Source organism: Haloferax sp. DFSO52 (assembly GCF_048158745.1).
Classification (GTDB): domain Archaea; phylum Halobacteriota; class Halobacteria; order Halobacteriales; family Haloferacaceae; genus Haloferax.
Genome location: NZ_JBLOPB010000002.1, coordinates 952,453 through 973,082 on the forward strand (window position 1 = coordinate 952,453; position 20,630 = coordinate 973,082).

The 20,630-nt window shown below is 60.2% G+C and carries 21 protein-coding genes; 10 read left to right on the forward strand and 11 right to left on the reverse strand.

Annotated elements, in window-relative coordinates:
• Window positions 1–70: 70 nt before the first annotated feature.
• Complete coding sequence (locus ACK3SC_RS14450) at window positions 71–220, reverse strand: hypothetical protein (protein ID WP_416840885.1); 150 nt, start codon at window positions 218–220, stop codon at window positions 71–73.
• Window positions 221–503: 283 nt separating this feature from the next.
• On the opposite strand from ACK3SC_RS14450, the gene ACK3SC_RS14455 reads away from it, so the two are divergent.
• Window positions 504–782, forward strand: coding sequence for a hypothetical protein (locus ACK3SC_RS14455; RefSeq protein ID WP_416840886.1), 279 nt, complete (start codon window positions 504–506; stop codon window positions 780–782).
• A 93-nt stretch (window positions 783–875) separates the two neighbouring features.
• Here the strand turns inward: ACK3SC_RS14455 and ACK3SC_RS14460 are convergent, their stop codons facing one another.
• Window positions 876–2,033, reverse strand: coding sequence for an MBL fold metallo-hydrolase (locus ACK3SC_RS14460; protein ID WP_416840887.1), 1,158 nt, complete (start codon window positions 2,031–2,033; stop codon window positions 876–878).
• A gap of 415 nt (window positions 2,034–2,448) precedes the next feature.
• Window positions 2,449–3,051, reverse strand: a complete 603-nt coding sequence (locus tag ACK3SC_RS14465; RefSeq protein WP_416840888.1) for an alpha/beta hydrolase — start codon at window positions 3,049–3,051, stop codon at window positions 2,449–2,451.
• A 54-nt stretch (window positions 3,052–3,105) separates the two neighbouring features.
• Here ACK3SC_RS14465 and ACK3SC_RS14470 point away from each other — a divergent pair, with 54 nt between their 5' ends.
• On the forward strand, window positions 3,106–3,930 hold the full coding sequence (locus ACK3SC_RS14470; RefSeq protein ID WP_416840889.1) for a PspA/IM30 family protein: 825 nt from the start codon (window positions 3,106–3,108) through the stop codon (window positions 3,928–3,930).
• Between the two features lie 88 nt (window positions 3,931–4,018).
• Window positions 4,019–5,086, forward strand: coding sequence for a hypothetical protein (locus tag ACK3SC_RS14475; protein WP_416840890.1), 1,068 nt, complete (start codon window positions 4,019–4,021; stop codon window positions 5,084–5,086).
• Window positions 5,087–5,121: 35 nt separating this feature from the next.
• On the opposite strand, the gene ACK3SC_RS14480 is transcribed toward ACK3SC_RS14475, so the two are convergent.
• The 6 genes from ACK3SC_RS14480 to ACK3SC_RS14505 all read right to left on the reverse strand — a co-directional run bounded on the left by ACK3SC_RS14480 (window position 5,122) and on the right by ACK3SC_RS14505 (window position 10,211).
• Window positions 5,122–6,159 carry a dipeptide epimerase gene (locus ACK3SC_RS14480; protein ID WP_416840891.1) on the reverse strand — a complete coding sequence of 346 codons (1,038 nt, stop codon included), beginning with the start codon at window positions 6,157–6,159 and terminating at the stop codon, window positions 5,122–5,124.
• Window position 6,160: 1 nt separating this feature from the next.
• On the reverse strand, window positions 6,161–7,186 hold the full coding sequence (locus tag ACK3SC_RS14485; protein ID WP_416840892.1) for a DUF1611 domain-containing protein: 1,026 nt from the start codon (window positions 7,184–7,186) through the stop codon (window positions 6,161–6,163).
• A 232-nt stretch (window positions 7,187–7,418) separates the two neighbouring features.
• Window positions 7,419–8,318, reverse strand: coding sequence for a Vms1/Ankzf1 family peptidyl-tRNA hydrolase (locus tag ACK3SC_RS14490; protein ID WP_416840893.1), 900 nt, complete (start codon window positions 8,316–8,318; stop codon window positions 7,419–7,421).
• Window positions 8,319–8,372: 54 nt separating this feature from the next.
• Window positions 8,373–8,738, reverse strand: coding sequence for a DUF5802 family protein (locus ACK3SC_RS14495; RefSeq protein ID WP_416840894.1), 366 nt, complete (start codon window positions 8,736–8,738; stop codon window positions 8,373–8,375).
• Window positions 8,739–8,884: 146 nt separating this feature from the next.
• Window positions 8,885–9,181 (reverse strand): hypothetical protein, encoded by a 297-nt coding sequence (locus ACK3SC_RS14500; RefSeq protein ID WP_416840895.1) that lies wholly within the window; start codon window positions 9,179–9,181, stop codon window positions 8,885–8,887.
• Window positions 9,171–10,211 carry a zinc-binding dehydrogenase gene (locus tag ACK3SC_RS14505; protein WP_416840896.1) on the reverse strand — a complete coding sequence of 347 codons (1,041 nt, stop codon included), beginning with the start codon at window positions 10,209–10,211 and terminating at the stop codon, window positions 9,171–9,173. Before ACK3SC_RS14505 ends, ACK3SC_RS14500 begins: the two co-directional genes overlap by 11 nt.
• A 258-nt stretch (window positions 10,212–10,469) precedes the next feature.
• Here ACK3SC_RS14505 and ACK3SC_RS14510 point away from each other — a divergent pair, with 258 nt between their 5' ends.
• The 3 genes from ACK3SC_RS14510 to ilvD all read left to right on the forward strand — a co-directional run bounded on the left by ACK3SC_RS14510 (window position 10,470) and on the right by ilvD (window position 13,937).
• Window positions 10,470–11,294, forward strand: coding sequence for a helix-turn-helix transcriptional regulator (locus ACK3SC_RS14510; RefSeq protein ID WP_416840897.1), 825 nt, complete (start codon window positions 10,470–10,472; stop codon window positions 11,292–11,294).
• A gap of 37 nt (window positions 11,295–11,331) precedes the next feature.
• Window positions 11,332–11,979: a MogA/MoaB family molybdenum cofactor biosynthesis protein gene (locus ACK3SC_RS14515; protein ID WP_416840898.1), complete on the forward strand. Its 648-nt coding sequence runs from the start codon at window positions 11,332–11,334 to the stop codon at window positions 11,977–11,979.
• A 203-nt stretch (window positions 11,980–12,182) separates the two neighbouring features.
• Window positions 12,183–13,937: a dihydroxy-acid dehydratase gene (gene ilvD, locus ACK3SC_RS14520; protein WP_416840899.1), complete on the forward strand. Its 1,755-nt coding sequence runs from the start codon at window positions 12,183–12,185 to the stop codon at window positions 13,935–13,937.
• A 48-nt stretch (window positions 13,938–13,985) separates the two neighbouring features.
• Here ilvD and ACK3SC_RS14525 read toward each other — a convergent pair whose 3' ends face one another.
• Both ACK3SC_RS14525 and ACK3SC_RS14530 read right to left on the reverse strand, forming a co-directional pair.
• The gene (locus ACK3SC_RS14525; protein WP_416840900.1) at window positions 13,986–14,945 is read right to left on the reverse strand and encodes a D-2-hydroxyacid dehydrogenase; all 960 of its coding nucleotides are present in this window, start codon (window positions 14,943–14,945) and stop codon (window positions 13,986–13,988) included.
• Window positions 14,946–15,026: 81 nt separating this feature from the next.
• The gene (locus tag ACK3SC_RS14530) at window positions 15,027–15,257 is read right to left on the reverse strand and encodes a hypothetical protein (protein WP_416840901.1); all 231 of its coding nucleotides are present in this window, start codon (window positions 15,255–15,257) and stop codon (window positions 15,027–15,029) included.
• A gap of 181 nt (window positions 15,258–15,438) precedes the next feature.
• On the opposite strand from ACK3SC_RS14530, the gene ACK3SC_RS14535 reads away from it, so the two are divergent.
• From ACK3SC_RS14535 to ACK3SC_RS14550, 4 genes are all read left to right on the forward strand, one after another.
• Window positions 15,439–16,830 (forward strand): NAD(P)/FAD-dependent oxidoreductase, encoded by a 1,392-nt coding sequence (locus tag ACK3SC_RS14535; RefSeq protein ID WP_416840903.1) that lies wholly within the window; start codon window positions 15,439–15,441, stop codon window positions 16,828–16,830.
• Between the two features lie 563 nt (window positions 16,831–17,393).
• Window positions 17,394–18,266 (forward strand): NmrA/HSCARG family protein, encoded by an 873-nt coding sequence (locus ACK3SC_RS14540; protein WP_416840905.1) that lies wholly within the window; start codon window positions 17,394–17,396, stop codon window positions 18,264–18,266.
• 566 nt (window positions 18,267–18,832) lie between these two features.
• On the forward strand, window positions 18,833–19,930 hold the full coding sequence (locus ACK3SC_RS14545) for a Gfo/Idh/MocA family protein (RefSeq protein WP_416840907.1): 1,098 nt from the start codon (window positions 18,833–18,835) through the stop codon (window positions 19,928–19,930).
• A gap of 267 nt (window positions 19,931–20,197) precedes the next feature.
• The gene (locus tag ACK3SC_RS14550; protein WP_416840909.1) at window positions 20,198–20,497 is read left to right on the forward strand and encodes an antibiotic biosynthesis monooxygenase; all 300 of its coding nucleotides are present in this window, start codon (window positions 20,198–20,200) and stop codon (window positions 20,495–20,497) included.
• Window positions 20,498–20,630: the final 133 nt, after the last annotated feature.

The following is a 20,630-nucleotide window of genomic DNA, read 5'->3' on the forward strand; positions in this document are numbered from 1 at the left end:
CTCGTCTGACTAGTTCTCACGAACAGTGTCTGTCGTGCGCCTATCGAACCGCTATCTCCGAAAAACCGAGTCAGGCGGGTGCTGGTGTGTCTGTCCCCGCAGTCTCTGCTACCTTCTTCTGTCGCTCCTCTTCGAGTGCTCGACGGTGAGCAGTTCGAATGACCTCCTGCCACGATAGCGGTGGCACGACGTACTCCTCGTCGAATTGTTTGTCTGTCATTGCTCCCCACCGACTAGAATCGTTTGGGTACGAGATAGCCGTTTTTCGAAGTTTCACAGACCATCATGACAACCAGAATCGACTATTTCATTGACCTCATACACTGACAATCCTCGCCCACGATAAGACGACTATTCTGTCAAATTACCGTCTCCAATTGTGAGTAAATCGATGGATAGTGCGTTGTTCTATCAAATCAAGAATGACCGCGTATCATACGTTCGTCGGACGCGTAAACTCTGCAAGAGCACCACTGAGTGACAGATGCTCATCAGGAATGTTCATGAACACAGCTACCTATCCCTCCAAACCAGACGTGGAAAAACGATTGCGAGCCGGGCGAGATGTACTTACGAAGACAATAGTCGATATCGCAGTCGAACTCGGAATCAACCCGCGAGGGGAGCCAACCCGTATTCAAGACGTCATAGACCTCGACGCCCTGTACGCACTCATCCAAGAACCGAGAGGCACGAAAAGCGGCGTCGTCGTGGCGTTCACCATCTGGGGAATCGAGTACACCGTGACGCCAACGTCGGTTGCAGCGACGAAAAAGCGGTAGAATTACAGGACGAACGGCGGAGGACGACCCCGCCAGGAAAACTGGACGATGTCACCGAACGGTCGCGTTCGGGAACGTTACAGCGTCATCGACTTACTGTGTCATCGACTCTTGACTCGCAGCACAGTTGTTCGGCCCGAGTTCGAGCTGGAACGCGACGTAGTTTGGCGTGTCAATCTGTCCGAGGTTGGTCTGGATGATCTGTTCGTGGTTCGAGGGACGCGGAGGCACGTCGGCCGTGATGTACTCGACGAATTTGGCTTTGGGCATCGAAAGCGCCTGCATCTTCGCTTTCAACGCTCCCAGCGTCGCGGTGTACGACCCGTCGTCTGCTGGGGTGGCGCTGTCGCTGTAGTGTGCGGGCGCAACGACAGTTTCGTCGGCCAAGGTGAGGATACGGTTTTGGAGTGAATCGAAGAGCGTCGACGCCGCGTCAGCAGCGCCTTCATCACCATCTTCGAGGTCCGGACGAGCGACGCTCTCGGTGAAGAGGCCGTCACCGCTGAGGAGGACGGCGTCGTCGACGAGGAACGAAGTCATCCCCGAAGTGTGGCCGGGCGTGTGGACGACGTCGATGGTGCTGTCTCCGACCGAAATCACGTCACCGTGGGCGACTGTTTTGTACGCGACGCTGTAGTCGATACCGCGGGCGACGGCGGCTTCGGGGACGACGACGTCGGCCGACGAACGCGTTGCGAACGCCCGGACGCCGCTGATGTGGTCAGCGTGGACGTGCGTGTCGACAGCGGCGGTGATTTCTGCACCGTACTCACGGGCAACTTCGATGTAGGTGTCGACGAAGGCGAGAAGCGGGTCGACGACGACTGCTTCGTCACCCGAGAGAACCATATACGCGAGGCACCCACTCGACGGGCGACTGAACTGGAGAATCGTCGCCGCAGTATCTGTCTCGAGTTCCTGGTGGACGTAGAGGTTCGCCCACCCGTTCATGCCGTACTGAAGATTCCTGGCGTCGATACCCGACTGTTGGAGCAACTGAACCGCCATCTGACTCGTCTGGCCAGATGCGCAGACAGCGACGACTTCTCCGTCCGACGCACCGTTGAGAAGTTCTGCGGGGTCGATTGTTTGCAGTTGCATCACCGGCACGTTCACAGCTTCGACGTTGTCACCGTCGATGTGCCACTCGTCGAAGTCGTGCGGACCGCGTACGTCGACGATTGTGACGTCAGCACCGCTGTCGATAATCTCCTTCAGTTCGTGTGGCTGGATACTTGGGATGGTTGCCATTGTGTCGTACTCTCAGATGTGGCTCGACGGAGTATAAGAGTTACCTTAGTATTGTGGAGACAAAGCAATATATTCGGGTTAGTGTCTGATGGGTGTGAATGGGTACGTTCGCCATGTCGAGTCTCAAGAGGCTCAAAGTCAGCGCATATAGCGCCAGATGAAGGCAATTGTTACGAAATAGCCTCCACTTCCAGAGTCGGGATGGCCGTCTCCAGAGAAGACTGTTGTCTTGTTCTACACGCACAATTCGAATCCGGCAATCGAGGCGGGAAAACCTCAGCAAACGAAGCGGGAAAACCTCAGCAAACGAAGCGAGAGAACCTCCGGAAAAGAAGAACGGACTCTGTTGCCGAGCGTCGTGTTGCAGGAGCAACGTACCGAAATTCGAACACCCGACGCCGTCAGCCCAGAGACTCTACTGGACGAGGTTCGGAACGAGGAACTCCGCGACAGCGACAGCGACTTTCTCGGTCTGCCCGACGAAGAAGTGGTCGGCAGCGAACTCGACGGTCGATTGGTGAAAGTCGGTGGCGCAGTCGACGACCGGTTGCCACTCCGCGATGTCGTCGCGTGTCCCGTAGACGACCTGTACTGGCACGCGAATCTGGTCGAACACCGCTGGAACGTCGAGGTCGTCGGCGAGACGGGCCGTCGGGCCGAGTGCGGAGACTGCTTCGATTTCCACGCCGTCAGCGGCCGAAAGCAGTGCCATCGCGCCGCCGAAACTGAAGCCGAAGAGCCCAACACGGTCGTATCGTTCGTTCGCCCACGCGACTGCGTTCCGGGTATCAGCGAGTTCACCGTAGCCGTCGTCCCACTCACCGTAATCGAACCGAAGGCAGTCGATGCCGTGTGCGGTGAGTTCGTCACTCACCGCGGTGAGTCGTGCATCGCCGCGGTGGCCGCCTTGTTGCGGATGGGGTGGGCAGGCGACGACGACAGCGTCGGCCCTGTCGGCAGACTCGTCGAGCGTGGCCCGGACGTCTCGGCCACCGGGGACGAGAATCGTATCAGTCATACCGACCTCTTACACTGGTGAGGTTTTAAGCCGAACGTCGCGTATTAAACGGATATGGGAATTCTCTCTCGCACGTCGTACGTCATTCGCTCGAAAATCAACGCCCTCCTCAATCGTGCAGAGGACCCAACGGAGACGCTCGACTACTCCTACGAGAAGATGCGCGACGAACTCCAGCAGGTCAAACAGGGCATCGCGGACCTCACCACGCAGAAGAAGCGCCTCGAGATACAGAAACGACGTCTCGAGGAGAACGTCGAGAAACACAACGACCAGGCGCGGCAGGCCATCCAACAGGACCGCGAAGACCTCGCTCGCAAGGCCCTCGAAAAGAAGCAGGCCAAGATGACCCAGATCGAGGAGCTCGACACCCAGATTGCGAACCTGCAGGATACACAGGACACACTCGTCCAGAAGAAAGACGAACTCCAGAGCCGAATCGAAGAGTTCCGGACCAAGAAGGAGACGATGAAAGCACGCTACGAAGCGGCCGAAGCGTCGAGTCGCGTCTCCGAAGCGATGTCCGGTGTCGGCGACGAGATGGCCGACGTGGGGCGCGCACTCGAACGTGCCGAAGAGCGTACCGACGAGATGGAAGCCCGCTCGGCGGCGATGGACGAACTCATGGAGTCCGGTGCCCTCGACGACGTCCTCTCGGACAAGGACTCCATCGAGCGTGAACTCGAAGCGGGCCGCACGAACGCGGAAGTCGATGCCGAACTGGAGACGCTGAAAGCCGAGATGGGCAAGTCGTCTGCCCCGGCAGAAGAATCGGAGGCAGAGGCCGACGCCGAGGTCGACATCGAAGCGGAAGTCGTCGACGAAGAAGTCGAGGCCGAACTCGAAGAACTGAAGAACGACGAAGAGTCGTCGTCCTGAGACCGACGACGGAGCACGCGAGCGGGTCCGACGTGACTCACTTCGACAGACCGACACGACCGATTTTACCACGATATTGAACGACACCATGTCGAACAACGACGGGTCGTCGCCAGGCGAACCGGAAGACAGGATGCGAGCACGTGGTGCAACCAGCCGTGCCAAACTCGATATCTACCTCCGGGCTGACCGCTGGGCAGTCGCGCTCGTCCCGCTCGTCATCGTCTTCCTCAGCATCGTCGTCTTGGGGATACTCGATCCGACGCCACTTCGGAGCGCCGTCGAGTCGACGGACCCAATCGAGACGCTCGCACAGGGCCTCCTCACGTCGATCGTGACCGGCGTCACGCTCGTCGTCAGTATCAACCAACTCGTCCTGTCGCGCGAACTCGGGCCGCTCGGCGAGCAGCGAGACCGGATGCAGGGGTCGATAGATTTCCGCGAAGAGGTCGCCGACTTGCTCGGCGTTCCTGTCGCGCCCCCCGAACCGTCGGCGTTCTTGCGCGCACTGGCCGAGGACATCGCTGCGCGCTCACGAGCGGTCACCGAGACGCTCCCGGACGACACCGACACCGACGGAACTCCCGACGATGTGACGAAGCGCGTCCGCGAGTTCACCACACAGGTCGCAGAGAACGCCGAAGAGGTGGCCGACAGACTCGAAGGACGGCAGTTCGGATCGTTCGAAGTCCTCTCGGCGGCACTGGACCTCAACTACTCGTGGAAGATATATCAGGCGACGCGACTGCAGCGGACCCACGACGACCTCTCGTCGGAGACGAAGTCGGCCCTCGACGATTTGCGGGACGCTCTCGAACTGTTCGGCCCCGCCCGCGAACACGTCAAGACGCTCTACTTCCGGTGGGAACTCGTCGACCTCTCGCGGGCGATGTTCTACACCGCGATTCCCGCGCTCGTGGCGAGCATCGGCGCGATTCTGTTCCTCGACAACCTCGGAAGCGTTCCGGGGGCGACGCTCGGAATCTCCAACTTACTGCTCGTCGTCGCGTTCGTCACTGCCGTCTCCCTCTCTCCGTTCGCGGTGCTCGCGGCCTACGTCCTCCGCATCTCGACGGTCGCAAAGCGGACGCTCTCTATCGGCCCGTTCGTGTTGCGGTCGGAGACGCGAGACGAGAATCTCGACTGGGAGTCGTGAGAACGCGCTACCCGAAAAGCAGTCTCCCCCTCGACTCAGTCGAGTTGAGCGCCGGTCCCGGCGCGGTCGAGTGCGTCGAGGCCGATCGCGCCGTTTGGCATCGGGACACCCTCGTAGGGGTCGTCCGCGAGGAGGAGCGAGCCATCGAGGTCGGCGTAGTCGAGAAGCGGTGCGAGATGACAGCCGGCGGCGATGGCAGCGTTCGTCTCTATCATACACCCGAGCATGACTTCGAGGCCGTGGGAACGCGCGGTGTGAATCATGCGTTTGGCTTCGGTGAGACTGCCGCACTTCATCAGTTTCAGATTCGCGATATCGACGCGGTCGGCAATCTTCGGAATATCGTCGGCGGTGAGACAGGACTCGTCGGCCGCGATGGGGAGTTCCGAGTGGTCGTAGACGAACTTGAGGCCCTCGTAGTCCTCGGCCGGGACGGGTTGTTCGATGAACTCGACGCCGTAGTCGGCGAGGAACTCGCTCATTTGCACGGCCTCTCGGGGCGTCCACGCCTCGTTGGCGTCCACGCGGATGGTGACGCCCGGTGCTTCGTCGCGAACGGCCTCGATGATTCTCTTGTCGCGGTCGGTTCCGACCTTCACTTTGAGAATGTCGTAACCCGCTTCGTAGGCGTCTGCGGTCTTTTCACGCATGGTCTCGATGTCGTCGAGGCCGATGGTGAACGAAGAGGAAGGTGTGCGCTCGGGGTCGAGTCCCCAGAGTTTGTAGAGCGGGACGCCGAGTCGCTTCGCCGCGAGGTCGTGGAGTGCGATGCTCACGCCGGTTCGGGCGGCCGGATTGCGGCGAACCGTCTGTGCCATCCGCCGCTCGATGCGGTCGATTGCATGCGGGTCACCGACGTCCTCGACGATTTCGAGTAATTTCGGAAGGACTGCCTCGACGGTGTCTGCAGTCTCACCGTAGTGAGTGGACGGCGCGGCCGCACCCACGCCCGTCATTCCACCTTCGTCTTCGATGCGGACGACGACGTTTTCGGCCGCTGTCTGCGTCCCACGAGAGATTCCGAACGGGTCGGCGAGCGGCATCGAGATGCGTTCGAACTCGGCTGAGAGCATCCTAGAACACCTCGTCGATGAAGGCGGTAGCGTCCTGTCGGACCGGGTCGACGGCGGGGACGCCAAGTTCGTCGCTGTACGCCTCGACGGCAGCAGCGGCCTCGTCGTCGTCGTCGACGTTCGACGTGTTGAGCGCCCCGCCGACGATTTCGGCTTCGTGGACGGGAGCGGCGAGGTTCTCGTAGAGCGAGACGTACTCCGAGAGCGGGGGGAGCGCGAACGATTCGTAGCCGTGAATCACCTCACGGGTGGACTCGTGACAGAGAATCAGTTTGTCTGCCATCGACCCGTGGAGAATCCCACAGGTGACAGCGGAGTACGCCGGGTGGACGATGCTGCCCTGTCCCTCGACGAAGAGGACGTCGTACTCGTCGCCTTTCTCGAGAATCATCTCTTCGACCGACCCGGCGGTGAAGTCGCTGACGACCCGGTCGACGGGGTTGCCCCACCCGGCAATCATGATGCCGGTCTGGCCAGTCGGGATGAATCCCGCGTCGATACCCTGCTCGCGGGCGGCCTTGACGAGTTCGAGTGAGACGGTCATCTTCCCGACAGAGCAGTCCGTCCCGACGGTGAGGACGATTTCCGCGTCTACGTCGGCGGCGACGCCCTTGGCGACGCCAATGTCGTCGTGGGGTTTGCGAACGTCGTTGATTTCACATCCGTGTTCGGCGGCGAGCTCGGTGAACTCCTCGTCGTCGTTCAGGAAGTAGTGGAGGCCGGCGATAACGTCGCATCCGCGTTCGAGCGCGGTCCGAACGTCGTCGCGCCACGTCTGGTCGAATCCGCCGCCGATTGGCGCGATACCGATGAGCAGTGCATCCGCGTCGGGGGCGTCGGCCATCGAAGCGACGATTGGAACGTCGGGGAGGTCACGACGGTGGTCTGCAGTGGAGGTTCCGGGTTTGTCCCGGTCGAGGACGGCAACCACGTCGTAGTCGGCGTATTTGAGGACGCCTGTCGCGGTCTTCGCGCGGTTAGGGAACTTCTCGTGGGCAAGGACGACGACTCGTTGTGGGTCGCTCATACAGGATGTGAGTACGTCCCACCCTAAAAGGACGGGCGATTCGGCAGTGACTGTCGAGGACTGTTCGGTGGTGACCGGCAGCAATCCGGCACGAAGTCGTAGACGTAGATCCGGTGCGGTTCAGATACGGTGCGATTCAGATACGGTGCGATTCAGATGCAGTACAATTCAGATACGGTACAATTCAGATGCGATGCGGTTCAGATACGGTACAATTCAGATGCGATGCGGTTCAGATACGGTACAACCGTGTCGTCCAGAACTCACGAGACGCCTCTTCGAGGGCGGCTTCTGGCTCACCACTGGCGTCGACAGTCGCGGTCAGCGAGGCCCGCTTGCGGAACTCACCGAGGACCGTTCGCTCACCGAGGACGACGAGGTCCGAATCAGCGTCGAGCGAGTCGTCGAGGACCTCGTGGCACTCGTCTAGGTGGTCGTCTATCTGGCCGTCGCGGATGCGCTCGAATCGCCGCTGAGAGAATCCGCCCTTCGAGTGTGCCGATTTCACGTCGCTTTCGAAACCTGTTTGGTAGACGAGCGTTCCGTCGTCGTAGTGGCCGAGTGCGAACAAATCTGCACGGACGAGCGCGACGACAGTCTCCGAACTGGGTGCAAACCACTCCGCTTCGAGGGAGAACCCGTCGGTCCACGCGTCGAACGAATCTGGGAGTCGTGGCGGTGAGAGCGCGACGCTCACGAGTCCTGCGTCATCGGTGAGGGCGACACACGGCGCGGCCCGGCGGACGAGCGAGGCCCTGTCGCCGAACGCCGTCTCGACTGACGATGGGACCGACTGTTCGTCGGCGACGACGGCGGTCAGTGCGCCTTCGGCCCCTGTGGAAACTGACTCCAGACGACGGAGAACCTCACGAAGACGGCCACCGCGGAGTTCTTCGGTTCCACGGAACTCCAGTGCGCTGTCGTCGCCGGAGAGTCGTTCGACTCGGTCTTCGAGTTCAGTGATACGGTCTTCGAGACGGTTGACCTCGGCTTCGGCCTCCTGTCGTGCCCTGACGGCCTCTTTCCGCCGGTCCGACTCACCTTCGAGACGGCCAGCTACCGCATCGCGCTCGTCTTCCAGCTCGTCGATGCGTTCTTTGAGTTCGGCCCGGCCCAACAACTCGTCCAACATACGCGGAATCGTGCGGGCCGACCACTTGAGGTTTCGGTCCGGCGATGGACTCGACTACGTCCGTCGTCGTGACGGGTCGAGGTCGTCAATGTCGTAGCCAGCGTATCGAAGTAGTTCGACCGCGCGTGTTCCGTCAGCGAGTAAGACGGGTCTGTCGTCGGGAAGCGCCTCGGGGGAGATGACTTCTCGGGGGAGTGCGAGTGTCCCTGTCGGGACGCTGTCGTCACCGACGACCGGGAAGTGTGCACTGTCGAGTTTCATGACGAGCGGATAGTCGATTCGTTCGACACCGGTTCCGCTCGCGTAGACGTGCTCATTGAGCTGCTCGTGTTCAGTCCGCTGGATAGCTGCCTCGTCCCCGTCGTACGGTTCGACGTACAACCGGCCGAGATAGTAGCCGCTCGAGAATCGTTCGAACATCGACACATGGTATCATAACACACAGTTGAAGATAAGCGTTGTCGGAACTATTTATATTGGACCGCAATTCTACCGCTCGAAATAGCGTGCCAGCGGCGTGAAAGAAGCGTTGTGTTCGGTCGGTCACGCCGCGGCGGAGTGTCGAACTATCCGTCGCCACGGGTCGCCGCCGTCATCGACCAGACGGCGACGGCACCGAGTGCGAGCGCTGGCAGCATCGGCAGTGCCAGCATCGCGGCGATGTACGGCAGTCCCGCCATCGCCGGAAGCGACGGCACGAGATACACCGCACCGGGGACGACGAGGAAACACAGTGCGACGACACCGACGAGGGCCCAGCCACGGGTCCCGAATCCTTTCGGTTCGGGTTCGTCCGCCCCGATGTCAGTCTCACCCGGTCGGTGAACGTACGTATCCTCCCGAGATGTGGTGTCAGAGCTCACTATCTGGGATAACGACCACCTTGCCAAAGCCCTGTCGTTCCTCGATGAGTTCGTGTGCCCGGTCGATTTCGCTCATCGGGAGCGTCTCGCGGATTCGTGGTTCGAACGTGCCATCCCAGACGAGGTCGAGCACTTCGTCCGCCTCACCGGGCGTCGCCATCGTCGACCCGATGACAGACAACTGGTTCCAGAAGATGTAGTTGAGACCTGCCCCGGGGTTCGGTCCGGTCGTCGCACCACAGGTGACGACGCGGCCACCTTTGACCAGGCTCTTGAGCGACTGTTTGTACGTGGCGTCGCCGATGTGGTCGACGACCATGTCGACGCCGCGACCATCGGTCATCTTCCGAATCTCTTTCGAGAAGTCCTCTTCTTCGTAGTTGATGACGTGGTCTGCGCCGCACTCGCGGGCGTACTCGAGTTTTTCGTCGGTGGAAGCGGTTGCGAAAACCTCTGCGCCGGCGTAGTCGGCGATCTGGACGGCTGCGTGTCCGACACCACCGGACGCGCCGAGGACGAGAACCTTCTCTCCTGGACGGAGTTCGCCACGGTCGATGAGCATCCGCCACGCCGTCTGGAAGACGAGCGATGCCGACCCCGCGATTTCCCACGGGACGTCGTCGGGGACGGGTACGAGATTTTCCTCGGGGATGGCCGCGTATTCGGCGTGGACACCGCGCTGGTGTTCGCCGATGATTCGGAAGTCGGGGGCGAGCGTCGGGTCACCCTTGCGAGAGAACTCGTCGCCCCCGTTGGCGATGCCCGCGATGAGTGCGACGTGGTCGCCTTCTTCGAATCGACTGACGCGGTCACCGACTTCGGTAACGACACCTGCCATGTCACTGCCAGGGATGTGTGGCATCTCTAATTCAACACCCGGGAGTCCGCGGCGTGTCCAGATGTCGAGGTGGTTCAGTGATGCTGCTTTTACGTCGACGAGTACCTCTTCTGGTCCGACTTCTGGGTCTGGGAAGTCACCATATTCGAGTACGTCTCGGTCACCGTGTTCGGTGAATTGGACCGCTTTCATCTCGAATCGACCCATGAAACCGAACGATAAAAACATAGGTTTCCGTCACATGTCTTACCCCTAATTCGATATCTGTCGAATAGAGTGAGCGCAGTATGTGAGAACAGTGGGCACGTTCATTAGGTGGTACTGTGTACTCAGTGACGAATCCCATACTCACCTCATCTTTGACATGATTGTTCAAATGCAGTTTCACGTCGGACGACACACACATGCCGTCCCCGACGATTCGTGGCTCTCTCCCCGTGGTGATCGTCTGTGAAGCGAGACAGCGACCATCACGGAGAAGAGTTGTTGAGCCTTCTCATCACTCGTGCTGGCTTTTTGTCGGTCCTCGCCGAGGATGGCCCACAGGACAAACGGTCGTTGGCAGACACGCTCGAGTCGTCACGCTCGACTATCGACCGAGTACTCCGGACGCTCGTCGACACGCAACTCGTCACAAAGCGAAATGGAAGATACGAACTGACGCTTTCGGGACGATGTGCACTCGAGGCGTTCGAACGGTACGAACAGACGGTTCGAGGCCTTGCGGACGCACAGGAACTCCTGTCGATGCTCCCAGCAGACGCGCCACTCGACCCGGTGATGCTTTCCGGCGCAGCCGTGCACACGTCAAGTCCCGACATTCCGGATGCTGTCGTCGAGCAACTGTTCACGAGTATCCAAGACAGTGAGACGCTGTACGGTATCGCTCCCGTCGCCATCGAGGGGCAACTGGAAGCGTTCTACGACGCGGCGACAGCAGGCGGCACCGCCGTCGAGATGCTCGTCGCGGACGAGCTCACCGAGAAACTGCTCGAATCACCCCGTTCGCGTGAGGTCATTATCGAGAACATCCAGAAAGACGAGGTGAACGTCTACCGTGGCGACATTCCGTTCGGATTCGGGCTGTGGGCGACTGACGACGAGGCAGGCATCATCGTCTACACCGACACCGGCGTTGGTGGGGTCGCAACCAACGAAAACGAAGCGGCCATCTCGTGGGTGGTCGAACTGTTCGAGTCGCTCCAGGCAGAATCGAACGTGTTGACGCTCGAGTCGATTCTCGAAAAATATCCCGACGAGACCACTGACGACTGACCGGGGAACTTTATCGCCCGACGACGAAGCCACCGTCGTGAGCGACCACGAGCACGGCCATGGGCACGAGCACAGTCACGACCACCATCACGACCACGAACATGGCAACGGGCACGAGCACAACCACGAGCACGACCAAGAGAACCACAACCACGAGCATGGCCACAACCACGGCCACGACCACGACCACCATCACGACCACGACGTCACCGAACTCGGCTTCGCAGTCTTGACCGTCTCGTCGACTCGAACGGTCGAAGACGACCCGTCGGGCGACGCCATCGAAACGATACTTCACGATGCCGGCCACTCTCTCTCGGTTCGTCGCGTCGTCGACGACGACTTCGACGAGATTCAAACAGCACTCGCTCGAATGGCAGACCGTGGGGACGTCGATGCGACCATCACGACCGGTGGGACGGGAGTCACACCCGACGACCAGACTGTCGAAGCTGCCGAACAACTCTTCGTAAAGACGCTTCCGGGGTTCGGTGAGTTGTTCCGCCACCTCTCGTTCGACGAGATTGGGACGCGTGTCGTCGGCACGCGAGCGACCGCAGGCATCGTCGATGGCGTCCCGACGTTCTGCCTGCCGGGGAGCGAGCACGCCGCACGACTCGGCACGAAAGAGCTAATCGTCGCCGAAGCACCGCATCTCACTGGGCTCGCCAGACGCGACGAGTGAGTGCACGTGTTGTCGCGCTCGCTTCCGCTCCACAGTCGGAGAACTCGCATCCGATAGTCCGAGAACTCGAATCCGACAATCGGAGAACTCCCTTCAGCGACACACACGTTTGATTCCCCCGAACCGGTTCGGGAGTTCTCAACCCGACTGCAACGTCTGCCCAGTCGCCTCCATTTAAGTTCGCGCACACGTTTCGGACAGGTATGAGCCAACAGTCCCCACGCGAAGAGGACGCAGACGACGTGTTCTCTTCCGGGAAGGACCCGAACCTCCGGAGTTCGGAGGTCACAGAAGGGCCGGACAAGGCCCCACACCGAGCGATGTTCCGTGCCATGGGATTCGACGACGAAGACTTTTCGTCACCGATGGTCGGCGTCCCGAACCCCGCCGCGGACATCACGCCGTGTAACGTCCACCTCGACGACGTCGCCGACGCGGCAATCGGGGGTATCGAGGCAGCAGGCGGGATGCCCATCGAGTTCGGCACCGTCACCATCTCCGACGCCATCTCGATGGGGACGGAGGGAATGAAGGCCTCGCTCATCTCTCGCGAAGTCATCGCCGACTCCGTCGAACTCGTCTCGTTCGGTGAGCGCATGGACGCGCTCGTCACCGTCGCGGGGTGTGACAAGAACCTCCCCGGCATGATGATGGCCTCCATCCGCACCGACCTCCCGTCGGTCTTCCTCTACGGCGGGTCCATCATGCCCGGCCAACACGAGGGGCGCGAAGTCACCGTCCAGAACGTCTTCGAGGGCGTCGGCACGTACGCCGAAGGCGAGATGAGCGCCGAAGAACTCGACGACCTCGAACGCCACGCCTGCCCCGGCGCAGGGTCGTGTGGCGGGATGTTCACCGCGAACACGATGGCCTCGATTTCAGAAGCACTCGGCATGGCACCGCTCGGGTCGGCGTCGGCACCTGCCGAGTCGAAAGAACGCTACGACGTGGCCCGCCGCGCTGGCGAGGCAGTCATTCAGTGCGTCGAAAACGACCTGCGTCCCTCGGACGTGCTCTCGAAGAAGTCCTTCGAGAACGCCATCGCGCTGCAAGTCGCTATCGGTGGGTCGACCAACGCCGTGCTTCACCTCCTCGCACTCGCCGCGGAGGCCGGCATCGACCTCGACATCGAGGAGTTCGACGAAATCTCCCGGCGCACGCCGAAGATTGCGAACCTCCAACCCGGTGGCACGCGCGTCATGAACGACCTCCACGAAGTCGGCGGCGTCCCCGTCGTCATCCGTCGCCTCCTCGACGCTGGGCTGTTCCACGGTGACGCCATGACCGTGACGGGTCGAACCATCGAAGAAGAACTCGACCATCTCGACCTGCCTGACGACGACGACATCGACGAGGACTTCCTCTACACGGTGGACGAACCCTACCAGTCCGAGGGAGCCATCAAGATTCTCACCGGCAACCTCGCACCCGACGGCGCGGTGCTGAAAGTGACCGGCGACGACAAGTTCCACCACACCGGCCCCGCCCGTATCTTCGAGAACGAAGAAGGCGCGATGCGCTACGTCCAGGAAGGACACATCGAGTCTGGCGACGTTATCGTCATCCGCAACGAGGGACCGCGCGGTGGCCCCGGCATGCGCGAGATGCTCGGCGTCACCGCCGCTGTCGTCGGACAGGGCCACGAAGACGACGTGGCACTGCTCACCGACGGTCGGTTCTCCGGTGCGACGCGCGGCCCGATGGTCGGCCACGTCGCCCCCGAAGCCGCAGACGGTGGTCCAATCGCACTCGTCGAAGACGGCGACGAAGTGACCGTGGACATCCCGAACCGCGAACTCTCCGTGGACCTCTCGGACGACGAACTCGCCGCCCGAAAAGACGACTGGGAACCCAAACCGCCGAACTACACCTCCGGCGTGCTGGCGAAGTACGCTCGTGACTTCGGGTCGGCGGCAAACGGTGCTGTGACGAATCCAGCACTGACGCGGGACGACTAGCGTTCGAATTCGGTCCCCTCGAACTCACACTCCTCGAACTCGCTATCGCTAGACGATGCGGTTGCGGAAGTCGGTGTCACCAGCGTCTAACTTCTCGACGTTTTCTACGATAATGTCGGCTATGCGGTCCCAGTACTTCGGTGTGTGACCGGCGTTGTGTGGCGTGATGAAGACGTTCTCGAAGTTCCAGAGTTCGTGGTCCGACGGGAGTGGTTCGGGGTCGGTCACGTCGAGTGCCGCACCGCGAAGTTCGTTCATCTGGAGTACAGTGACGAGTGCGTCGGTATCGACGATCGGGCCGCGTCCGACGTTGACGAGGACGGTATCGGGCCCCATCGACCTGAAGGCGTTCGCATCGACGAGGCCACGCGTCGTGTCGGTCAACGGGCACGCGACGACGATGTACTCGGAGCGAGCGTACGCTTCGTGAAGTCCCTGTTCGTCGTCGAACCCGAGGATTTCGTCGGTGGGGCCGCCCTTGTCGGGGGTGTAGCGGATACCGATGGTTTCGACGCCGAACGATTCGAGCCGCTCGACGATGGCCTGTCCGAGTGCACCGAGTCCGATGACAGTGACCGTCGAACCCTGCAGTTCACGGGTCTGGTAGGACTGCCAGTGTGCGTTCCGTTGTTGCCGCTCTGCGACGTGGAATCGACGGGCGAAGTAGAGGATGTTCCCGAGGACCTGTTCTGCGATGTTCGGCCCGTGAACTCCTGCCGCGTTGGTGGCGGCGACGCCGTGTGCGTCTAATACCTCGATTGGGAGGTGACCAGTGCCGGCGAAGAGGCAGGCGAACAGTTCGAGGTTTTCGGCCGATTCGAGCGCCGCTTCGTCGACGCTGTATCCGGTGGCGACCCGGGCGCGAGAGAGCAATTCACGCTCCTCTGCGGGGGTTCGTGCGAGCGCAATCTCTCTGTCTGGGAGGCGTGCACGGAGCGTTTCGGCAAGTTCCTCGGCGGACAATCCGTGTATCTTCTGGCGTAAAACCGCGATATCTGGGTCGCTCATGGACCAAAATTCTCGAAGAGCGTGATGAATCTGTCCGAAGTGGCAGTCTCGTGGTTTCGGGCGGGTCGCTCGTCGAAATCGTTAGTCGTCTAAGTAGTCGCCGTGAGGGCGGTGGTGCTTCGAGATGGTTCTCGTGACGGCGACCGCATCGACAGTCGGGTCCACGACGAATCTCGACCCGTCGTCACCGAGTCTCCACGCGACAGGTGCGTATCCTTGCGGAGCGGGGCCGCCATCGACGAAGACGAGGTCACCGGTCTCGTCTCTGAACACCACAGGTGCTCGTTCGCTACCCGACCGTTCATCGTCCATCTACGCCGAACTCCTGCGGTCTCCCTGATAAACCTCCGGCCCCAGTTATCAGAGGCGGTAGTGGACTGACTGCCGGTTCCACCGTACGCGACACCCGTTGGGAACGCATCACTGCACTGAGTCACGCGAGCAAGCACGTCGGTTCAGGAGGTTTAATACTCGAGCGAAATCCTGTAGCGGTATGGAACGCGTAGACGTCGCCATCGTCGGTGGCGGCCCGGCCGGAACGTCGGCGGCACACGCCGCTGCATCGGCTGGCGCCACCGCTGTGGTCTTAGAGAAGGGCGTCCCCCGAGCGGACCGAGCAGGGCTCGGTCCGGATTCGACGGATGCGGCGGGTATCCTCGATTACTGGGTGGACATCATGGGCATCGACCCCGACGAGATGCCGGACGGTGTCGTCCTCGACATCCTCGACCGGGCAGAGTTCATCGGACCAACCGAGACGCTGACGATGCGGAGTACGGGTATCGAGTCGTCGTACGACGAGTTCGGGTACACGTTTCACCGGGCGAAGTTCGACGACTGGATGCGAAGCCGTGCAGAGGACGCCGGTGCAGAGTACCGAGTGAAAGCGTCCGTCCGCGACGTCGAGACTGACCTCGACGCCGCCGGTGACGGAGACGACCCGCGTCACGTCGTTCGTCTTGCGAGGGGTGAGGACATCGGTGCCGATTTCCTCATCCTCGCGGACGGCCCACAGCGGACGGTCACGAACAAAGTCCTCGACAGATATCTGTCGTTCGACGTCACCGACCGCCTCGCCGCGCCGAAGGCAAACCACATCGCCTATCAGGAACACCGCGAGTTCCCGACGGAGTTGTTCGACGAAGTCGACGGCGCAATCAAGTTCTGGTGGGGGTACATGCCCGGCCACACGGCCTATCCGTGGATTTTCCCGAACGACAACAACGTCTGCCGGGTTGGCCTCACGATGCCGATTGGTCTGGACATCGACGAAGTGAAAGACCGAGACGACTACAAACTGCTTCGCCCGGAAGACGAGCGCATCCCGCAGGGACGCGAGTACGTCCGCCGACTGCTCGAACAGGAGTACGGCGACGAGTACGATATCGACGAGGACTTCCCGCTCGTCGAAGACCGAGGAAAGACCAAAGGGACAGAAACCTACGCCATCTCGTCGACGCGGCCGATCGACTCACCAGTCGGGGCCGGAATCGCCGTCACCGGCGGTGCGATGGGTTCGACGTCGGCATTCCACGAAGGCGGCGACCACGTCGCGGTTCGGACCGGCGCAATCGCAGGCGAACTCGCTGCCGACGGTGACCTGAGCGAGTACAACACGCGATGGAAAGACGCCATCGGCGACGAAATCCTCCGAAACGTCGCGATGGCCGAAATCGTCCACGACTACGGCCCGAGCGACTGGGACAAGACGTTCAAATCGGCACGCAAACTCCTCGCGGAAGACGGCGGATACAAGTCGTTCGACCGGGCCAAACTCTCCGCCGGGTTCAGCGCGGCCAAACTCGCCACCCGGTACAAGAAGACGAAACTGAAGTACCGAAAGGGCAAGTACGTCCAGATTACGGAATCCGAGTACACGCTGTAAGCCGCCGGCGGCTATTTCGTCGATTCGACTCCCACCGCGCGGTCGGAACTCGTTTTACCCCTGACGAACTAGACTCCTCTGCGTACCTCAAGTCCCCGTCCGAGTTGTCCCACTTTGGGAGCGATGACAGAACGGCGAACCCGGGTGCGCCACACCTACTGGCCGGCTGACGCCGGCGTACTTCGGAACGTCCGCGCCCGAAAGACGGACCGCCTGGCACGAGGGTTTCCCGGTTGACGCGGCACGCCGCCTCGGGATGATACCGGCCGTTAGTGTTCCGGGCGACAACTCAGACCTATCGGAGATACATCTCTACTGCTTCCACGACGCCGTCGACGAACGAGCCGAAAACGCGACCGAAATTCTCCCATCTCGATGAATGAACGAATCACAGAGAGACTATGGAGAGACATCATGTACGGGGAGATGAGACTGGTCTGACAGCAATTCGGAGTGGTTTTGCAAACAGTTCCTATAGACCTCACAGACTGTGTCTGTTTTCACGTGACACGTGCCATAGGTATCCTAATCCGTCCACAGAGCGTTCCTGAAATCGTATCGTGATGAAAATACTCGTAGCCGGATCGACCGGCACACAGGGAGGGAGCGTTGTCGATCAACTTCTCTCTGGCAAGTTCGGAGAGTACGACGTGTACGGGCTGACGCGAAACGCCAACAGTGACGCGGCTCGGGCCCTCGAAGCGCGAGGCGTGACTGTACTCGGGGGAGACCTCACCGACGCAGAGCGCATGCGCGATTGCTGCGAGGGGATGGATGCCGTCTTCTGTGTGACGACGTTCTACGAGGCTGGCACCGACGTCGAGACGGAACAAGGGGTCATCTTCGCCGAGGCCGCAAAGGAAGCCGGAGTCGAACGTTTCGTCCTCTCGTCGGTCGGTAAAGCGGACACGGCGCCGCTGGCACACTTCGCGTCGAAGGCACGCGTCGAGGACCGGGTCAAGGAGCTGGGATTCGACTACACGATCATCCGCCCGGTGTTCTTCATGCAGAATCTCACGCGCTTCTACGGTGAGGAACTCGCCGAAGAAGGTCTCTCGGTGCCGATGTCATCAGAGACACCACTGGCACTCCTCGACGCGACGGACATCGGCAAGGCCGCCGCGATGGCACTAGCCGATCCCGAGCGCTTTGTCGGGAAGACGATCGAACTCGCTGGCGACAACCGCACGCCAGCTGAAATAGCAGCGGCCCTTTCGACGGTGAGAGGCCACGAGATCACGCACGTCCGCCCCGATATCGACGACTATCGTCAGATGGTCGGTGACGAGATGGCAGACATGTATGTCTGGTATGAGGAGGTCGGCTATGGTGTCAACCCGATAGCTGACGCAGAGGCCTACGGCATCGAACCGAACGATCTCGAGACATTTCTCTCGGTTAGCGAAGAGTCCCGGTCGACCCCCACTTCAGCCTGACACCACCGGTCGCTCCCTGTCGGTTCCCGAAGGGAAGTTTCCAGCTGCCGTTTCGCCTCTCTACGCCGAATCTCTCACGGAGCCACATCACGTAGGAGTCCGTGTACTCACTCCTGGACGTTACTGCACTGATGACGGGTAGGTGGGCGTGAGACTGTGCAAAGCAGGTGGTAATTCCCGATATCACACCGTCTCCGCGCGTTGGAGCGACACCGAACTCATCCTCTGAGACGGTCACGGCATACCTGACAGAAGCCGGGTGAGTCGGACGGCCTCTGCTAATACAGGGCGCGAGTCGGTCACGGCCGAGTGGTCGAAATCGACGGGGTGAGTCGACCGATACAGAGCGAGAATACGACGGGGACCTCTTCGCGCTCCAATCCCGCTCAATCGGTGAGTTGTCGGCTCTCTGTATTGCGGAACGCCCACCTGTCCGCCCGTTTCGGACCCGCCAGCAGCTCCTCCTGAGTGATTAGGAATCAGAATACTACGCTTCACGTAGACAATTGTTGGTAACACAGCTTCTTCTCGTAGAAGAGTGAACAGTAGCTCAGGAAAGGGGCCGTATGGAAAATAAACTAAAGTTAGGGTTGGTGGGGGCAGATGCCGCTGGCAAGGGCTGGGGACCAGCTGCTCATATCCCAGCATTGCGCGAACTAGAACAGATCGAGTTGGCGGCACTCTGCACAAGTCGTCCCGAATCTGCTGCTGCTGCCGCAGAAGCATTTGGTGTAGACCGTGCATATCATGATGTCAATGAACTGGTGGCGCAACCAGACATCGACATCATCGCGGCTGTCGTAAACATACCAAGCCATTACGAAATTGTGGTGCCAGCACTAAACGCTGGAAAGCACGTTTATTGTGAGTGGCCGCTCGGTGCAAGTCTCACAGAAACAGAGGAGATGGCGGCACTCGCAGACGCCAACGGTGTTGTCACAGCAATCGGGCTTCAAGGGCGTCACGATCCGTCCCTTACCTACATCAAGGAGTTATGTGATGAAGGTTGGTTAGGCGACATTCATTCCGTTCAGATGACATTCCTTGGGACGAGTATCCCTGACCGCCCCTCTCGGATGGAATACGAGCGTGAGATCCATCGAGGTGCCCATTTTATGACAATCATTGGTGGACACACGCTTGCTTACATCGCGTATTGTTTCGGGTCACTGGCTGAGGTTTCAGCCAGGGTAGCAACACGAGTGAAGAAGTTGCGTATGGCTGACACTGGTGAGATGGTTGATGCAGAAGCAGCCGATAATGTACTTATCAACGGCGTACTCACCAATGGCGCACTTCTCTCTTACCAGTTATCAGCTGTTCCATTCCATGGAGACGGGTGGCGGATGGCTGTGTATGGTAGTAAGGGAACAATCATAGCAACGGCCCAGGGGCTACCCCAGATCACGCCGATCAAACTTGTTGGTGCTCAAGGCGACGAACCGCTCGTCGAATTGCCAATTCCTGAACGACTGCGAGTAGTGCCAGCATCGGTACCATTTGGCCCACCACAGAACGTGGGACAGGCGTATGTACGCATGGCAGAGGCGATTCAAGAAGGGAAACCGTTTGCTCCCAGCTTTGAGGATGCGTTGGAAGTGCACAGACTTCTTGACGCGATCCAGCAATCTTCCGACGAGGGTCGCAGTATCAGGTTAGAGTAGATTCTCGCCCGGTAGTGTTCCGGGCGACAACTTACGACGACACAGAGACATTACTACAATCATCTAACCGCTACTCCCAGTCTGAGAAGCAATCAGACACTAGCTCAAATCTGAGATAGATGCGGGACGTGAATCGGTTACACGTGGACACTAGTTCAGTCAGCGTGTCCGACAGAGAGACTCACGTTCGCCGACAGAAGCTTGTGCCACGATAACACATGTCGTCTTTATAGCTCTCCAGAGTCTACATTATTGGTGGTGATATAGATGGTGTACCTACTGGCAAAATCGGCTGTAGAGGATTTTGAGGCGTGGAGAGCGTCGTTCGATAAAAACGATTCCTTCCGCACTGAGCATGGAGAACAGGGCTATCAGACCTTCCAGAGTGTGGACGACCCGAACGAAGTCGTCGTCCTATTCGACTGGGACGACAACGAAGACCCTCGTGCGTTCTTCGGGTCCGAGGAGATGCGTGAGCGGATGGCGCAGGCTGGGGTGAAGGGGATGCCAGATATGTCGGTCGTGAAGATGGTCGACCAGAAATCGGCTATCGAACCGTCCGTATGAGGCACCCCTACGGGCACGTGACGAAATTGGTGTGCTGATGTATTCAGAGTACTGTCGTGCTTCTCGTAGTCGTCACTAGTAGTTTGTCGACTGCTAATGTCCCGGGCGGCATTCAAACACCCTCTGAGAGCAA

Bases quoted from the DNA above. Each gene is read 5' to 3' on its own strand.
- ACK3SC_RS14485 (WP_416840892.1), bottom strand. From the start codon at position 7,186: ATGAGCGACCCACAACGAGTCGTCGTCCTTGCCCACGAGAAGTTCCCT.
- ACK3SC_RS14450 (WP_416840885.1), bottom strand. From the start codon at position 220: ATGACAGACAAACAATTCGACGAGGAGTACGTCGTGCCACCGCTATCG.
- ACK3SC_RS14495 (WP_416840894.1), bottom strand. From the start codon at position 8,738: ATGTTCGAACGATTCTCGAGCGGCTACTATCTCGGCCGGTTGTACGTC.
- ACK3SC_RS14475 (WP_416840890.1), top strand. From the start codon at position 4,019: ATGTCGAACAACGACGGGTCGTCGCCAGGCGAACCGGAAGACAGGATG.
- ACK3SC_RS14535 (WP_416840903.1), top strand. From the start codon at position 15,439: ATGGAACGCGTAGACGTCGCCATCGTCGGTGGCGGCCCGGCCGGAACG.
- ACK3SC_RS14540 (WP_416840905.1), top strand. From the start codon at position 17,394: ATGAAAATACTCGTAGCCGGATCGACCGGCACACAGGGAGGGAGCGTT.
- ACK3SC_RS14480 (WP_416840891.1), bottom strand. From the start codon at position 6,159: ATGCTCTCAGCCGAGTTCGAACGCATCTCGATGCCGCTCGCCGACCCG.
- ACK3SC_RS14470 (WP_416840889.1), top strand. From the start codon at position 3,106: ATGGGAATTCTCTCTCGCACGTCGTACGTCATTCGCTCGAAAATCAAC.
- ACK3SC_RS14460 (WP_416840887.1), bottom strand. From the start codon at position 2,033: ATGGCAACCATCCCAAGTATCCAGCCACACGAACTGAAGGAGATTATC.
- ACK3SC_RS14455 (WP_416840886.1), top strand. From the start codon at position 504: ATGAACACAGCTACCTATCCCTCCAAACCAGACGTGGAAAAACGATTG.
- ilvD (WP_416840899.1), top strand. From the start codon at position 12,183: ATGAGCCAACAGTCCCCACGCGAAGAGGACGCAGACGACGTGTTCTCT.
- ACK3SC_RS14465 (WP_416840888.1), bottom strand. From the start codon at position 3,051: ATGACTGATACGATTCTCGTCCCCGGTGGCCGAGACGTCCGGGCCACG.
- ACK3SC_RS14490 (WP_416840893.1), bottom strand. From the start codon at position 8,318: ATGTTGGACGAGTTGTTGGGCCGGGCCGAACTCAAAGAACGCATCGAC.
- ACK3SC_RS14550 (WP_416840909.1), top strand. From the start codon at position 20,198: ATGGTGTACCTACTGGCAAAATCGGCTGTAGAGGATTTTGAGGCGTGG.
- ACK3SC_RS14530 (WP_416840901.1), bottom strand. From the start codon at position 15,257: ATGGACGATGAACGGTCGGGTAGCGAACGAGCACCTGTGGTGTTCAGA.
- ACK3SC_RS14505 (WP_416840896.1), bottom strand. From the start codon at position 10,211: ATGAAAGCGGTCCAATTCACCGAACACGGTGACCGAGACGTACTCGAA.
- ACK3SC_RS14545 (WP_416840907.1), top strand. From the start codon at position 18,833: ATGGAAAATAAACTAAAGTTAGGGTTGGTGGGGGCAGATGCCGCTGGC.
- ACK3SC_RS14525 (WP_416840900.1), bottom strand. From the start codon at position 14,945: ATGAGCGACCCAGATATCGCGGTTTTACGCCAGAAGATACACGGATTG.